This is a genomic window from Stappia indica, assembly GCF_020177335.1.
In the GTDB taxonomy this organism is placed as follows: domain Bacteria; phylum Pseudomonadota; class Alphaproteobacteria; order Rhizobiales; family Stappiaceae; genus Stappia; species Stappia indica_B.
Genome location: NZ_JAIVMG010000009.1, coordinates 175,935 through 191,399, shown reverse-complemented (window position 1 = coordinate 191,399; position 15,465 = coordinate 175,935). Strand labels below are relative to the sequence as shown.

Genomic DNA, 15,465 nt, shown 5'->3' with positions numbered 1-15,465 from the left:
CGGTGGATTGCGCGCCGGGTATCGAGCCTCCATCCTGCATATGGACGATGCGGCACCGCGCTCGGCGTGGCTGATGGAAGGCAGAACAGGACAGATCCGGGACGACCGATGGACGCGCTACCCACCGACGAACACTCGATGATCCGCGATGCGCTGGCGCGCTTTCTGGAGCGTGCCGGCGGGCTGGAGCCGGCCTTCCGGGTGTCGGATGGCGGCAAGGCTTGCGAGCTGTGGCGGGGGATTGCCGAGGAGTTGCAGTTCACCGCCATCGGATTGCCGGAGGCGTGCGGCGGTCTGGGGGCGGATATGCGGGCGCTGGTCGCGGTCGGGCGTGAGCTGGGGAGGGTGCTGGCACCGGTCCCCTTTGTCTCCACGGTGGCGCTGGCCGGGCAGGTGCTGGCGGCGGCGGCGCCGGGTCCTTTGCGCGATGCCTGGCTGTCGCGGCTTGCGGGCGGAACGGTGCGGGCCGTGCTCGCCCATGGTGGCCATGGCGTCGGGGACTGTTGGGACACGCCCGTGTTCTGGGCCGAACAGGGAGGGGATGGCTATGTTCTGCAAGGGCAAAGCGGTCCGATCCCGGATCTGATGGGCGCGGATCTGGTGCTGGTGCCGGCGCTCTGTGCCGGGGAACGGCTGTTGATCGCGCTGGAAGGTGAGGCGTTGTCGGGGCACCGGCGGGCTTGCGTGCCCATGGATGCGACCCAGCCGGTGGGTGTTCTGGCGCTGAAGGATCTGCGCCTTCCCGCAGGTGCGGTGCTCGACTGCGGCTCCGCGTTTGCCGGGCGCTGCCGCGCAGCCATCGACCGGGCGCGGCTGGTGCTGGCCGCCGAGATGGCCGGTGCGGCGCGGGGCGCCTTCACCCTGACCCTTGAGTATATCGCCGAACGTCGCCAGTTCGGCCGTACCATCGCCTCCTATCAGGCGATCAAGCACCGGATGGCCGATCTTTACGTTCGGCTGAACCGGCTCGATGCGCTGATCGACGGGGCGGCGGTGCGGTTCGACCAGGCCGCGCATGCGCTGAAAACCGATGATGTGGCGGAGACCGAGGCCCGTGCCGCCCAGGCGCTGGCCTGCGAGGAGCTGTTCGCCGTCAGCGCCGAGGCGATCCAGCTTCATGGCGGTGTCGGCATGACCTTTGAATACGCGCCGCATCTGTTCTTCAAACGCGCCACCGCCATGCGGGCGCTGTCCGGCGGCCCTGTTGCGGCCTTTCGGCAGATCGGTCTCGATCTGATCGACGGGCGGCTTTCCGCGCTCCCCGCCGGCAGGGCTGCAAGTGAGGCGGAGACGACGCTCCGCCGAGCCGTGGCCGGGTGGATGGCGGAAAACCTCACCGGCGCGTTCGAGCCGCTGCGCGGGCGCGGCGGGGCGGGGGATGGCGATGCCCTGCCGGAGCTGCGAAAGGCCTGGGAGCGGCGCCTGGCCGCAGGCGGCTGGGTCGGGCTGGGGTTGCCGGAGGCGCTCGGCGGGCGCGGCATGTCGGTCGGCGATCAGGTGATCTTCAACGAGGAATATGCTCGGGCGGGCGGGCCGGGACGGATGGGTCACATCGGCGAGGGGCTGCTGGCGCCAACACTCGCCGCCTTCGGGACCGAGGACCAGAAGGCGCGCTTTCTGCCGGGGATCCTGCAAGGTACGACCTTCTGGGCGCAAGGATATTCGGAACCGGGGGCGGGATCGGATCTGGCGGCGCTGCGCACCCGGGCGCGCCGCGATCCGGCAAGCGGCAACTGGATCGTCCACGGGCAGAAGACCTGGACCTCGCTAGCGCATCTGTCCGACTGGATCTTCGTGCTCGCCCGGGCGGAGGAAGGCGCGACCGGCCGCGAGGGGTTGATCCTCCTGTTGATGCCGCTCGACCAGCCGGGCATCGACATCCGTCCGATCCGCCAGATCAACGGCGCCTGCGAGTTCAACGAGGTCTTCTTCGACGGGGCGATGGCCAGGGCGGAGGATGCGGTCGGGAAACCGGGCGAGGGCTGGGCCATTGCCATGGCGCTGCTTGGCTTTGAACGCGGCATCTCGACCCTCGGCCAGCAGATGGGGTTTGCCCGGGAGCTGGAGGCGGTGGTTGCGCTGGCGCGTCAGGCGCGCGAACCGATGGATCATGCCGAAGCACTGGGGCGGGCCTGGGCCGGCTTGCGGGCGATGCGTCATGGGGCCTTGCGGGTGCTGGGCGCGGTCGAGCGCGGCGAGGCAGGGCCCGAGGCGCTTGGCTACAAATACGAGTGGTCCAACTGGCATCGGACACTGGGCGAATTGGCCATGGAGGTGCTGGGGCCGGAGGCCGCCGTTCATGCGCCCGAGCCGGAGATTGTCCGCTTGCAGCAGATGTACCTGTTCAGCCGGGCGGAGACGATCTACGGCGGCACTAACGAGATCCAGTTGAATATCATTTCGGAACAAGGGCTTGGTATGCCGCGCGAGCCGCGCGGGCAGAGCTCGGGCGGTACGCGCTAGCGGTTTTTCATTGTGCGGGGGATGGCGAGCGTCAGGGCCTTGCGTCCCGGCCCGCAGGCGTCGCCGCACCAGTGATCACAGGAAAGGGAGTGACATGACGGGGGATTTCACGGGCAAGGTGGTCGCGGTGACCGGTGCCGCGCATGGCATCGGCCGGTCGATCGTTCTTGGCTTCGCGGCGGAGGGGGCCGATCTGGCGATCCTCGACCGCGACGGCGAGGCGTTGGCGGCAACGGCGGAGGAGGCGCGGGCACGGGGCGGGCGCGTTCTGGCGATCGAGGGCGATCTGCTCGACCGGGCGCATGTGACCGCCAGCTTTGCCCGGATCGAGGCGGAGTTCGGACCGGTGCATACGCTGGTCAACAATCTCGGCCAGACGGCGCGGGAGAAATACTCCGAGTTTTATCTGGCAGAAGGTGAGACGCTGGATTTCGTCATCGGCATCTCCCTTGGCGCGACTTTGCATTGCTCGCGTCAGGTGGTGCCGGGAATGCGGGCGCGCAAACAGGGGCGGATCGTGTCGATCTCCTCCGACTCGGCCCTCAATGGCGACATCGGCACGGTCGATTACGCGGCGGCCAAGTCCGGCGTTCTGGGTTTTACCCGGGCGCTCGCCCGGGAACTTGGCCCGCACAAGGTGACCGTCAATGCGATCTGCCCCGGTCCGACCAACACCCGGGCGATGCAGCGCATCCCGAAGGATGCCTATGAGAGGGCCCGGGATGCGATCCCGCTCGGCGAACTCTGCGAGCCGGAAGATATCGCCAATGCCGCCGTGTTCCTGGCCAGCGACAAGGCCCGCTGCATCACCGGTCAGACGCTGGTGGTCAATGGCGGGCGGGTCTTCAACTAGGCCGAACAGGGCGCGGCGGTGAACAACGCTTGGGGGGAACGAGACGTGAGGCGGTGGAGATGACAGGCAACGGGTTTGAAACGCCCCTGACACGGGCGCTCGGATGTCGCTATCCGGTGGTGCAGACGGCGATGGGCTGGGTCGCCGACCCGAAGCTTGTCGCGGCGACGACCAATGCCGGCGGGTTCGGCTTTCTTGCCGCCGCATCGATCCCGCCGGGCGGCATCGATGCGGCCATCGCGGCGGTCAAGGCGGCAACGGATGGTCCGTTCGGCGTCAACTTCCACATGTTTCAGCCCAATGCAGAAGAGGTGATCGAGGCGGTCCTTTTACACCGGGTCCGGGCGGTGAGCTATGGGCGCGGCCCGGATGCGGCGACCATCGGCCGGTTTCGCGATGCCGGGATCGAGTGCATGCCGACGGTCGGGGCGGTGAAACATGCCGTGCGGGCGGTGGAACTCGGCGCCAGCATCATCACGGTTCAGGGCGGGGAAGGGGGCGGGCACACCGGATCGGTGCCGACCTCGCTGCTTTTGCCGCAGGTGCTCGACGCGGTCGATGTGCCGGTGGTGGCCGCTGGCGGGTTTTACGACGGGCGCGGGCTCGCCGCCGCTCTGGCCTGGGGCGCGGATGGCATCGCCATGGGCACCCGCTTCCTCCTGACCTCCGACAGTCCGGTGCATCCGGCGACGCTGGACCGCTACCTGAAGAGCGGCGATCCGGCGGCGATCCGGGTGTCGCAGGCGGTTGATGGCCTGCCGCAGCGGTTCATCGACAATGAGGAACTGCGCCGCATGGAAGGGATGAGCGGACCGGCGCGGTTCCTTGCCAGCCTGCGGCACAGCCTGTCCTGGGGGCGGGCGCAAGGCATGAGCTATGCCGGCATGGTGCGGCTGGCCCTGCGCGCGCTGAAGGCCGATGAGGCGGGGTTTGCCGCCACCGTGATGGCCCCGAACCTGCCGCGTCTGGTCGAACAGGGGCTGGTGAGTGGTGATACCCGGGGCGGGCTGTTGCCGTCCGGTCAGGTGGCGGCGCTGATCGGCGAGCTGGAGAGTTGCGACGCACTGATCACGCGCATCGTGCGGGAGGCGGAAGAGCGTCTTGCCGCCCTGCGGCATTTGCCGGGCAGCGACCGCGAAACGGTGAAACAGGGAGCACGGGCATGAGCGCGCCATTTTCCGCCGATGTCAGCGATCATATTGGCGAAATCGTCCTGAACCGACCGCCGGTCAACGCCTTCGACAGCGCCGGCTGGGCCGCGCTGGCGCGGGCCGTGGACGACATGAACGCGGACCGGCAGGTGCGGGTGCTGATCATCCGCGCCGAGGGGCGCGGCTTTTGCGCCGGGGTCGACATCAAGGAACTGCAGCGGCATCCGGAACGGATCATCGAGGTCAACCGGGGCAACTACGACACCTTCCGCGCCATTCATCGCGGCCGGGTGCCGGTGATCGCCGCCGCCCATGGCTTCGTGCTCGGCGGCGGGATCGGCATCTGTGGCGGCGCGGATATCGTGCTCGCCTCGGACTGCGCCAGTTTCGGCGTGCCGGAGGTGGATCGCGGCGCGCTGGGTGGCGGCGCGCATCTTCAGCGCCTGTTTCCGCTGCAAAAGGTGCGGCAGATGTATTTCACCGGCGATCCGGTAAGCGCGGCGGAGGCCTTTCGCTTCGGCGGCATCGAGGCGGTGCTGCCCCGGGAGGAACTCGCCGAGGCGGCACGAGAGCTTGCGGCGAAAATCGCCGCCAAGAGCCCGGCGATGATCGCGCTGGCCAAGGAGGCGCTCAACGGGGTGGAGGCGGCCGATCTTGAGGCGCAGTACCGCTGGGAGCAGGGCTTCACCGCACAGGCCTATCTGATGGCGGATTCCCAGGCGGCCCGCGATGCCTTTGTCGCCGATGGCCGCACCGCCGATTTCTCGAACAAGGCAAGGATGAGCCGAAATGGACGCTGACACATTCTCCGCACGCCCCTCCTCGCAATGTCCGTCCTACGTGCCCGGCCATGGGCTTCTGAAAGGGCGCTCGGTGCTGATCACCGCCGCCGCCGGGCAGGGAATCGGTTTTGCCGCCGCCCGCCGCGCGGTGGAGGAAGGGGCGCGGGCGCTGATGATCTCGGATATTCATCCGCGCCGGCTCGATGAGGCGGTTGCCGCGCTGAAGGAGATCGCGCCCGAGACCTCGGTGACCGGGCATCTTGCCGATGTCACCAGTGAGGATCAGGTGCAGGCGCTGGTCGGCGCGGCAGAGGCGGCGATGGAGGGCATTGACGTTCTGGTCAACAATGCAGGGCTGGGCGGTGTCAAGCCGATCGTCGAGATGACCGACGAGGACTGGCACCGGGTGCTCGACGTGACGCTGAACGGGACCTTCCGCATGACCCGGGCGGCGCTGCGGGCGATGATCCCCCGCCGGCGCGGCACCATTGTCAACAACGCCTCGGTACTCGGCTGGCGGGCGCAGAAGGGGCAGGCGCATTACGCCGCCGCCAAGGCGGGGGTGATGGCGCTGACCCGGTGCAGCGCCCTTGAGGCGGCGGAGCATGGCATTCGCGTCAACGCGGTCTCCCCGTCCATCGCCATGCATGACTTCCTGAAGCGCTCCGCACCGGAAGAGGTGCTGAAGCAACTGGCCGAGCGGGAAGCCTTCGGCCGAGCCGCCGAGGTCTGGGAGGTGGCCAATGTCATCATGTTCCTGGCCAGCGACTACGCCTCCTACATGGTCGGCGAGGTGCTTTCTGTCTCCAGTCAACATGCGTGAGGGAGGAGTACCCGCATGACATTTCGCTTCCGTTCCGCCGATGAGGTGATCAGTGCAATCGGCCGCAAGCTCGGTCCCAGCGACTGGCTGACCATCGATCAGGAGCGCATCAACCAGTTCGCGCAGGCAACCGGGGATTTCCAGTGGCTGCATGTGGATCCGCAGCGCGCCGCAACGGGGCCGTTCGGCAAGACCATCGCCCATGGGTTCCTGTCCCTGTCGCTGACGAACCTGTTCCTTCCGGATCTGTTCATGCCGGACAATCTCGACTGGGGGGTGAACTACGGTCTCGACCGGGTGCGGTTTCCCGCGCCGGTGCCGGTGGGCGCACGCATACGCGCCAGCGGTGAGTTGGTCGATGCCAAACCCATCGGCGAGAACGGGGTCCAGACCATGGTGCGCATGGTGATCGAGGTCGAGGGCGGCGACAAGCCGGGGTGCGTTGCCGACACACTCCAGCGCTATGCGTTTCTTTAGGAAATTTGCCGCCCGGTGTCGTCCTGTCGGACGATGAGGGCGGCCGGCTGTCGCTCTAGGCTCATGGCGAGTGGGCGGAAATCCTTTCTGCCGAACGGCAACAGCGATTACGGGTTCATCACATGGACAAACAGAAAAGTCTTCGCGAGGCCGTCCGCAGTCTGCATGACGGGATGGTGATCGGCGTCGGCGGCTGGGGCGCGCGGCGCAAGCCGATGGCCTTGGTGCGGGAGATCCTGCGCTCGGATCTGAAGGATCTGACGCTGGTCGCCTATGGCGGGCCGGAGGTTGGCATGCTCTGCGCTGCCGGCAAGGTGCGCAAGGTGATCTACGGCTTCGTTTCCCTCGACCGGATCCCGCTCGAACCCTATTTCCGCAAGGCGCGGGAGGCCGGGGCGGTCGAGGTGATGGAACTCGACGAGGGCATGTTCCTGCTTGGGCTCCGGGCGGCGGCTGAAGGGGTGCCCTTCGCACCGACCCGCATTGGCCTTGGCACCGATGTGCTGACGCACAATCCGGAGCTGCGCCTCGTTACCTCTCCCTATGATGCGGAGGATCTGCTGGTGGCGATGCCGGCGCTGAAGCCGGACATTTCGCTGATCCACGTCAGCCGCGCCGACCGGCGGGGCAATGTGCAGACCGACGGGCGCGATCCCTATTTCGACAATCTGATCGCCCGTGCCGCCGGCCGGGTGATCGTGTCGGCGGAAGAGGTTCACGACCGGCTCGACCTCACCCATTCCCACATGGCGCAAAAGAGCCTGTTCGACCGCTCCGTGGTGGACACCGTGGTGGCGGCGCCGTTCGGCGCTCATCCCACCACCGCCCATGACGCCTATGGCTGGGACATGGCGCATCTGAAGGCCTATTGCGATGGGGCGCGCCAGGAGGGGGGCTGGGACGCCTACATGCGGGATTACGTTGGCACGGACGAGCCGGGCTATCTGGACCGGGTGGGCGGCGCCGAGGCGATCCGCAACCTGTCGATCCCCAATCTGTGAGGTGCCGTCATGATCCACGCTGAGACTTTCACCCTTGCCGAACTGATGATCACCGCCGCCGCCCGGGCCTTTGCCGACGATGGCGAGGTGATGGCGAACGGCATCGGCACATTGCCCCGGCTCGCCGCGGGCCTCGCCAAACTCAACCTGAACGACCGGTTGCTGTTGACCGATGGCGAGGCCTTCGCCGTGGAGGAGCCGGTGCCGCTTGGCTGCGCGCCGGAGGACCGGCCCGGTCATTCCGGCTGGTTTCCCTATGGACGGGTGTTCGAATGCCTCTGGTCCGGCCGCCGGCACGCCATGGTGACGCCGGTGCAGATCGACCGGTTTGCCCAGGCCAACATTTCCTGTCTTGGCGACTTTCAAAAGCCCAAGGTGCAGATGCTCGGCGTGCGCGGCTTTCCCGGCAACAGCATCAACCACCGCAACTCCATGCTGGTGACGAGCCACGACCGGCGCACCTTCGTGCCGGGGGAGGTGGATGTGGTGTGCAGCGCTGGCTTCAACGACCGGCTCTGGCCGGAAGGGGCGCGGCGACCGGAAATCCGGATCGGCCTGGTCATCACGCCGCTCTGCGTGATGGATTTCGGCGGACCGGACCATGCGCCGCGCGTGCTCTCGCTGCATCCGGGCGTGAGTTTCGAGGAGGTGGACGCGAACACCGGTTTTGAGCTGTTGCGGGCGCCGGATCTGCATGAGACGGCGACGCCGACGGCGGAGGATCTGGCGGTGATCCGCCGGCTCGATCCGCATGATCTGCGGGCCGGCGCGGTGAAGGGCAATCCGGCGGGTATCCGGGAAAAGGCCGCCTGAGGCGGCGTGTCGGGGGCGGCGTCTCAGGCGGGCGTGGGGGCGCTGAAGGCCTCCGCCAGCGCCTCGAACGGCAACAGGATCGAGCTGTGCCGGGTCGGGAAGTCGCGGGCGGCCATGAACATCTCCAGCGCCTCCCAGGGGGGCGGGAAGCAGGCGTCCTCGCCGGCCAGCAGCGCACGCAGCCTCTGTCCGGCGGCAAGGGTCTCTTCCACCGGCCGCCCCGGGGCGGTGGCAACCACCACCGCCGCCGAGGCCATGCCCAGGGTGCAGGCGCGCACCCGGTAGCCCAGTTCCTGGATCGTCCGGCCTTGCGCCCTGACATCGAGGGTCAGGGCGCTGCCGCAGATCGGGCTTTTCTTCGTGACGGTGAGGTCCGCAAGCGAAAGTCGACGGTCGTTGCGTACCCTGGCGGCCCAGTGCCGCACCCTGTCCTGATAGAGTGCGGCAAGGTCCGCGTCGCCGGTCATGCTTCGCCGTCGTCCTTCATCCGGCTGCCGAGCACGGCGAGGAAGCGCAGCGCGAAATGCAGGCCGCGGCGCACGTCCTCGTCGCCGGCCGCGCGCAGCAGGCCGAACAGGGTCGGCACCGGCAAGGTGGCGGCCTCCGCCTGGGCAAAGCGGGCGGCATTGCTGAGCGACCAGGCCGCGCCGATGCCTTCCTCATAGGCCTTCATCAGCTTCTGGATCATGGCGTCATCGGCCATGTCGACCGCATCCGAGGCGAGCGACAGAAGGTCGATCACGTTGTGGAACCGGCCGGCCTGAAGCAGCGGGGCGACCTTTTCCAGAAGGTCCGCAAGACCCTTTTCGGTCGCTTCGTCCATCAGGGCGGAGGTTTGCGCGATGCGCTCCACCAGCGGTTCGGCGGCGGCGGCTTCGGGCATGTCAGTGGTGGATGTGCTCATTGGTGTTTCCTTCCCAGAGGTTGTCGGTGATCCGTGCCGAAATCAGATGATGCCGCGAGCGACGGACCAGTAGATTCCTCTATTGAATGCCTTGCGAAGCAGTCCCCCGACCTTGGTCGGCGGGGTCGGATGCACATCCTCGTCGTAGTCGTACCAGAGCGGCATACCCAGCTCGAGGCCCATCTGGGCGACCGCCTGGACGCGGCCGTCATAGGCATCGACCGTGCGGCCGAGGCGCAGATCGCCGGCGATGTTGTTGGCGATCACCGGGCACTGGTTGTGACAGGAGCCGCCGGCCTTGCTGATCGGCAGGTCGACCGTGTCGCCCATGATGTAGGCGTTGGGGTGGCCTTCGAGCTGCAGGGTCTGCCGGTCGGTGGGAAGCCAGCCTTCGTTGTTCGGCGCTTCGGAGATGCCGCTTTCGATCACTGCATCGACGGCGCGGATCGGCGGGGTGCACATGAGGATGTCGAATTCCTCTTCCTTGCCCTCTTCCGAGATGGCGATCTTCTTGCCCGGATCGACGGAGTCCAGGGTGAAGCCGCGCTGATACTTGATGCCCTTGCTCTCGAAGACCGGCGGCAGCACCTCGCAGACCTCCTGCTGCAGGAACAGGCAGTTGCGCAGGAGCTGGGAGACGGTCGGGTAGGTGTAGACGATCTCGACCTGATCGCGCACGCCCTTGCGGCGCAGATACTCGTCGACCATCAGCGTGGTTTCCATCGGCGCGATGCCGCACTGGTGCGGCACGTTCGGCGTCTTCGGGAAGTTCACGGTGATGAAGATCCGGCCCTTCTCGAAGTTGCGCAGCTTCTCCGCAAGCTGCCGTGCCGGGTCGTACTGGTAGAAGTAGTCACCCGCTTCCTTGAGGCCGGGAATGCGCTCGGGGGCGGGCAGGCAGCCGGTCGATACGACGATGTAGTCATAGCCGACGGTCTTGCCGCTGGCGGTCTTGACCCGCGAGCCGGCGAAGTCGAATTCCACCACCTTGTCGACGTTGAAATCGATCTCCGGGCGCAGCAACGTGCGTTGCTTGCGCCGCAGCTCGCCCTCGAAGAACATGTCGAAGGCCACATACATGAAGGCCGGCTTGTAGTAGTGCCAGGGGGAATCCGACAGCATGCTGACCTTGACCTCGCCCCGGGAAATCTCCGGGTAGAGCTTGGCAACGATGCTGTTCGCGGTCATCGTTCCGCCGATGCCGCCGCCAACTACAAGTATGTGTTTCGTCATGCTTTTCTCCTCCGCCTCGCGCCGTTCCCGGTGCCTTTGGCGTGCCTTTATCGTTGGCCATGGGACAGTGAGGTCATTCGCCGTGGAGCATTTCGCTCCATGTTTCCAATAGCATGCGACATAACGCCCTGAGCTTTGGATGTTCCCATTCTGGAAAGGAGCCGGTACCCTTGGGCAAAATGACAAGGTCTGCGCGAAGCGTGGGGGAGGGGAAAGACATGCAGCGGCTGCGCCAATGAATATCCGGCAAAAATTCCCGGAAGGGGTCGAGGAGGACCTTCGCCGCATCGTGCAAACGCAGATCATCGAGTGCCTGAACCGGTTCTATGCCATCGAGACCGGCATGTGGGGCGGGCCGCTCGATGCGCTGATCATCCGCACGGTGATCGTCGGAGAAAACCAGCGGCGGCTTTATGATCTCTCGGCGCTGGCCGGTGTGCTCGACCTGCCGCTGTCCACCGTCCACCGCAAGGTGCGGGAGCTGGAAAACGCGGGCTTCCTGACGAGCGAGCGAAAGGGGCGCTCGACCTATCTGCGGCCAACGGACAAGACGTGTGTGGAATTCGACAAGTCGTTCCAGGACATGATCGGCACCTTGCAGCGGCTCTACCGATCCCGTTCCGTGCCATGTGTCGAAGCGGCACCCGCTCCGCTGTGGGACAAGGCCGACTGACTAGCGCGAGGCGGGCGGTAGAGCCGGTCAACCCGGGTGAGCAGCCTTTTGATCCGGAGCAGCGGTGGCCTTCGTTCCCGCCTCTGGCCCTGACGTTGCGCCGTCTTCGGCCTCGCCAACGAGTTCGAACACCTCCAGCGGTTCGACCCGGCCCTTCACCTGGGTGCTGCCCAGAGGGCGGAAGCGGATCGCGCTGCCGCAGCGCTTCACCACCGCCGCGCTGGTAAGGGCTGAGGTGCCGAACACCTTGTTGGTTCCTTCCAGGCGCGAGGCGACGTTGATGGTGTCGCCCATCGCCGTGTATTGCAGGCGTTCGGTGGCGCCGACGCTGCCGACGACCGCCGGACCGGAGTGGATGCCGTAGCGGGTACGGAACTCCGGCAGCCCCTTGCGGCGCTGCTCGGCGTTGAACGCGACCAGCCGCTGCTCGATGTCGAGCACGCAGAGGCAGGCATGCAGCGCATGTTCCTCGTCGGCGAGCGGGGCGTTCCACATGGCATAGACGGAATCGCCGAGGAACTGGATGATGGTGCCGCCATGGGCGCTGACGGCGGCGTCGAACACGTCGAAATAGCCCGACAGCATTTCGACCACCTCTTCGGGGGAGTGGTTCTCGCTGATGGTGGTGAAGTCATAGATGTCGGAGAACATCGCCGTCACCTCCTGCCGGCGAGCCGAGCGCCCCTTGAAATAGCCGGCCTCGATGCCCTTGCGCACGAACTCCTTGGGCACATAAAGGGCGAAGGTGAAGATCGCGTCCTGCGCCCGGTTGATGGCGCCGCCCAGGGTGGAAATCTCGGTGACTCGCGAGGTGGCGTCGATCGGTTGGGAGAAGTCGAGGCTCTGCATCCGGTGTGCGCCGAGGGTGAGGATTTGCAGGGAGCGGGAGATCCAGCGCGCCAGCGCGAGGGCGAACAGGATGGCCGCGATCACCACCGCGATGGAGATCAGCACCCCGTGCAGAAGGTCGCGGTTGGCGCTGGCAAGCAGTTCATCGAGCGGGGCGGCGACGACAATGCGGTGATCTTTGAGCAGGACACTGGAGATTTCCGGTCCGACGGTGACGAGGAACGGTTCGTCCTCGACCCGGTAGATGCGGGCGGGGCGAACGCGCGGTGCGGCGTCTGTCGGTCCGGCAGCCTCGACCAGCGGCGCCAACACCTTGGCGGACCAGCCATTGGCCGTTTTGTCCGGCAGGGCGCTCGCCAGGCGCAAGGAGCCCGGGCCGGCGTGAATGGCGATCTCCAGACCGTCATCGAGGATGAAGGCGTTGGTGTGTTCGGTCAGGCGCCCGGCGGCGAGGAAGTTGGTGACGGTGCCAAGGATGATGTCCGCACCTATGACGATGCCATCCGCATTCTGGTGGGCGCGGGCGACGGTCATGCCATGGGCACGGGTGGTCGCCATCTGGTAGGGGCCGACCGAGATCGTGCGTCCTCCTTGCGCCCTGGCCTGTTGGTACCAGGGGCGCGCACGTGGGTCATAGGCGTCCGCGTCGAAGGGGCGGCGACCAATGATCGTGCCGTTGGCATCGAGGAAGGTGACATAGGCGAGCCGGCTGTCTTCCGGTCCGGCTTCGATGGTGCGGATTGCGAGCGCCGCCTTTTCCGGCGCGGCAAGCGCCTCCCGCCAGCCGGCGTCGCGCAGGCTGACCGCATGGACGAAGCTGCCATCGGGATAGCCGGCATAAAGGCCGTCGATCTGCGGCGAGCGTGCCATGGCAACCCGCAGGACAGCGATCTTGTCGCTCATGCGTCCGGGCGGGGGGACGAGGAAGGCGTTCTCGGTCTGGGCGATGAGCTCGATCGGTGCCACCGTGTCGGCGGAGAGGGCGCTGAGCCGATCGGCGAGCCTTTCGGAAAAGGCGCCCATCGCCTGCTCCGCGGCGATCAGCTCGGCCTTGCGGGTGCGGTGATAGTCGAGGGAAATCAGCACGCCGGAGAGAATAATGATCAGCGAGATCATCACAATGCCGAGCAGGGACCTCAGCGAACAGCTCCAGCTGGGTTTGCGAAATGCGGTTTTCTTGGCGGCTTCCATGGCCTTTTCACCAGCTCCGGTTGAGCATCCGGCGGAACTCGATCCATCGCGTCCCCATCCGCCCTGAGGGTGCCTTTCCAGGCAGGCGTCTGATTTTTCTAGCACATCCTTTCAAGGGAAGGGAACGGCGGTCGGTGTTCACAGCTATCGGTTGCCGGCCCCTGTTTGTTCGTCTGAAGCTTCATAATGATGAAAGCATTGGCGGCGCAGGATCGGTCCAGCGTGCCGAATCCGGGCGGCGGTTTTTGTGGTGCCTGTCTTCGGTGTGGGGTGCAGAAGTTAAGGAGACCATCTTGACGCGAATGTCCATTTCATGCCTTGCGGTGATTGCCGCCGGGCTCAGCGCATTCCCGGCGTTTGCTGCCGAGGAAATCGCCGACCGGATCTGGTCGGGCGGCCCGGTTCTGACCATGAATGACCAGGCGCCCAGAGCCGAGGCGGTGGCGGAAAAGGATGGCGTCATCCTGGCTGTCGGCACGGCCGAGGAGGTGATGAAGTTCAAGGGCAAGGGGACAACGCTGATCGACCTGAAGGGCAAGGCCATGTTGCCCGGCTTCGTCGATGCCCATGGTCATGCCTTCATGATTGGCATTCAGGCGGTGGCCGCCAACATTCAGCCGGCGCCCGATGGCAAGGTCAACGATATTCCCGCTCTGCAGGCGACGCTCAGCGAATGGGCCAAGACCTATCCGGACCGGGCCAAGCGGCTCGGCACCATCCTCGGCTTCGGCTACGACGATGCGCAGCTTGCCGAGCAGCGCCACCCGACCCGTGAGGATCTCGATAAGGTCTCGACCGAGGTTCCGGTCATGGTGATGCATCAGTCCGGGCATCTGGGCGTGATGAACTCCAAGGCGCTGGAACTGGCCGGGATCACCGCCGAGACCCCGAATCCGACCGGTGGCGTGATCCGCCGTGAGGAAGGCTCGAACGAGCCGAACGGGGTTCTGGAAGAGGCCGCGTTCTTCGGCGCAGCGCTCAAGCAGCTCAGCGATCTCGACAAGGAAGGCGCGCAGGAGCTGTTCGTTGCCGGTACCGAACTTCTGACGAGCTACGGCTACACCACTGGTCAGGAAGGGCGCTCGACGCCGGCCGTGGCCCGTCTGATGAAGGCGGCGGCCGATGCCGGTCGCATCAAGATCGACGTGGTGACCTATCCGGATGCGCTGGTCGACAAGGACTTCATCGCCAAGAATGTCTCCGCCTCCTACACCAACCGCTTCCGTGTGGGCGGTGCGAAGCTGACCATCGACGGTTCGCCGCAAGGGTTCACCGCGCTGCGCGATCGGCCCTACTACAATCCGCCCTCGACCTACCGGGCGGACTACGCGGGCTATGCGGCGGCCACCACCGACGAGGTGTTCGACGCGATCGACTGGGCCTTTGCCAACAACATCCAGATCCTCACCCATTCCAATGGCGAGGGGGCGTCGGACATGCTGCTGGCCGCGGTGAAGACCGCGACGGAGAAATACGGCCGCGCCGACCGGCGGCCGGTGCTGATCCATGGTCAGTTCCTGCGCAAGGATCAGGTCGCGGCGGTGGATGAACTCGACATGTTCCCGTCGCTGTTTCCGATGCACACCTTCTACTGGGGCGACTGGCACCGGGACCGGACCGTCGGTCCGGTCAATGCGGAAAACATCTCGCCGACCGGCTGGGTGCGCGAGCGCGGCATGATGTTCTCCTCGCATCATGACGCACCGGTGGCCTTCCCCGATTCCATGCGCATCCTCGATGCGACGGTGACCCGGCGGACCCGGTCGGGCGATATTCTCGGCCCGGATCAGCGGGTCGATGTGATGACGGCGCTGAAGGCGATGACCATCTGGCCGGCCTACCAGCATTTCGAAGAAGCTGGAAAGGGCTCGATCGAGGTTGGCAAGACCGCCGATCTGGTGGTGCTGTCCAAGGACCCGACGGCAGTGGATCCGGAAACCCTCGACAGTCTCAAGGTGGTGGAGACCATCAAGGAGGGGGAGACGATCTTCACCTACAAGCCGGAAGAGAAGCGGGGCTCCCTGCAGTTGCGGCCAGGCTCGTCCGGCAGTGATGCGTTCGGCAACTTCCTGCGCCACGCCTCCGCCGAGGTCGAAGAGGCTGGTGGCCACGCGCATGGGCCGGATGTCTACTACAGCGCCTTGTCGGAGGGGCTTGCCCGCAACGGAATGGCCGCGCGATAAGACTTGAAAAGACAGCCCTGTCCGGGTTTTGCGCGGATGGGGACATAGACGGCAAGCCGCCCGGGGCGA

General features: G+C 66.3%; 14 protein-coding genes. 10 read left to right on the top strand and 4 right to left on the bottom strand.

The features are described 5' to 3' along the window. Nucleotides 1-108 precede the first annotated feature (108 nt). From LC062_RS13825 to LC062_RS13790, 8 genes are all read left to right on the top strand, one after another. Nucleotides 109-2,463, top strand: a complete 2,355-nt coding sequence (locus LC062_RS13825; protein WP_224911616.1) for an acyl-CoA dehydrogenase — start codon at nucleotides 109-111, stop codon at nucleotides 2,461-2,463. A 94-nt stretch (nucleotides 2,464-2,557) separates the two neighbouring features. Further along, complete coding sequence (locus LC062_RS13820) at nucleotides 2,558-3,316, top strand: SDR family NAD(P)-dependent oxidoreductase (protein ID WP_224911615.1); 759 nt, start codon at nucleotides 2,558-2,560, stop codon at nucleotides 3,314-3,316. 59 nt (nucleotides 3,317-3,375) lie between these two features. Beyond that, the gene (locus LC062_RS13815) at nucleotides 3,376-4,482 is read left to right on the top strand and encodes an NAD(P)H-dependent flavin oxidoreductase (protein WP_224911614.1); all 1,107 of its coding nucleotides are present in this window, start codon (nucleotides 3,376-3,378) and stop codon (nucleotides 4,480-4,482) included. Further along, nucleotides 4,479-5,267 carry an enoyl-CoA hydratase family protein gene (locus LC062_RS13810; protein ID WP_224911613.1) on the top strand — a complete coding sequence of 263 codons (789 nt, stop codon included), beginning with the start codon at nucleotides 4,479-4,481 and terminating at the stop codon, nucleotides 5,265-5,267. Before LC062_RS13815 ends, LC062_RS13810 begins: the two co-directional genes overlap by 4 nt. Then, on the top strand, nucleotides 5,257-6,072 hold the full coding sequence (locus tag LC062_RS13805; RefSeq protein WP_224911612.1) for an SDR family oxidoreductase: 816 nt from the start codon (nucleotides 5,257-5,259) through the stop codon (nucleotides 6,070-6,072). The genes LC062_RS13810 and LC062_RS13805 overlap by 11 nt, the downstream gene beginning before the upstream one ends. A gap of 15 nt (nucleotides 6,073-6,087) precedes the next feature. Further along, a complete protein-coding gene (locus LC062_RS13800) occupies nucleotides 6,088-6,549 on the top strand; it encodes a MaoC family dehydratase (RefSeq protein WP_224911611.1) in 462 nt (153 codons plus the stop codon). Between the two features lie 122 nt (nucleotides 6,550-6,671). Next, nucleotides 6,672-7,550, top strand: coding sequence for a CoA transferase subunit A (locus LC062_RS13795; protein WP_224911610.1), 879 nt, complete (start codon nucleotides 6,672-6,674; stop codon nucleotides 7,548-7,550). Nucleotides 7,551-7,559: 9 nt separating this feature from the next. Then, nucleotides 7,560-8,363 carry a CoA-transferase subunit beta gene (locus tag LC062_RS13790; protein ID WP_224911609.1) on the top strand — a complete coding sequence of 268 codons (804 nt, stop codon included), beginning with the start codon at nucleotides 7,560-7,562 and terminating at the stop codon, nucleotides 8,361-8,363. A 23-nt stretch (nucleotides 8,364-8,386) separates the two neighbouring features. On the opposite strand, the gene LC062_RS13785 is transcribed toward LC062_RS13790, so the two are convergent. From LC062_RS13785 to LC062_RS13775, 3 genes are read right to left on the bottom strand one after another with little or no spacing between them, the layout of a single operon-like run. Further along, entirely contained in the window at nucleotides 8,387-8,830 is a 444-nt protein-coding gene (locus tag LC062_RS13785) for an iron-sulfur cluster assembly scaffold protein (RefSeq protein ID WP_224911608.1), read from the bottom strand. Next, nucleotides 8,827-9,267: a DUF1641 domain-containing protein gene (locus LC062_RS13780; protein ID WP_224911607.1), complete on the bottom strand. Its 441-nt coding sequence runs from the start codon at nucleotides 9,265-9,267 to the stop codon at nucleotides 8,827-8,829. Before LC062_RS13780 ends, LC062_RS13785 begins: the two co-directional genes overlap by 4 nt. 42 nt (nucleotides 9,268-9,309) lie before the next feature. Then, complete coding sequence (locus tag LC062_RS13775) at nucleotides 9,310-10,500, bottom strand: NAD(P)/FAD-dependent oxidoreductase (RefSeq protein ID WP_224911606.1); 1,191 nt, start codon at nucleotides 10,498-10,500, stop codon at nucleotides 9,310-9,312. A 235-nt stretch (nucleotides 10,501-10,735) separates the two neighbouring features. Here LC062_RS13775 and LC062_RS13770 point away from each other — a divergent pair, with 235 nt between their 5' ends. Then, on the top strand, nucleotides 10,736-11,173 hold the full coding sequence (locus tag LC062_RS13770) for an ArsR/SmtB family transcription factor (protein WP_224911605.1): 438 nt from the start codon (nucleotides 10,736-10,738) through the stop codon (nucleotides 11,171-11,173). 27 nt (nucleotides 11,174-11,200) lie between these two features. On the opposite strand, the gene LC062_RS13765 is transcribed toward LC062_RS13770, so the two are convergent. Next, the gene (locus LC062_RS13765; RefSeq protein WP_224911604.1) at nucleotides 11,201-13,213 is read right to left on the bottom strand and encodes an adenylate/guanylate cyclase domain-containing protein; all 2,013 of its coding nucleotides are present in this window, start codon (nucleotides 13,211-13,213) and stop codon (nucleotides 11,201-11,203) included. A 302-nt stretch (nucleotides 13,214-13,515) separates the two neighbouring features. Here LC062_RS13765 and LC062_RS13760 point away from each other — a divergent pair, with 302 nt between their 5' ends. Further along, complete coding sequence (locus LC062_RS13760) at nucleotides 13,516-15,396, top strand: amidohydrolase (protein ID WP_224911603.1); 1,881 nt, start codon at nucleotides 13,516-13,518, stop codon at nucleotides 15,394-15,396. The last annotated feature ends 69 nt before the right edge of the window (nucleotides 15,397-15,465 follow it).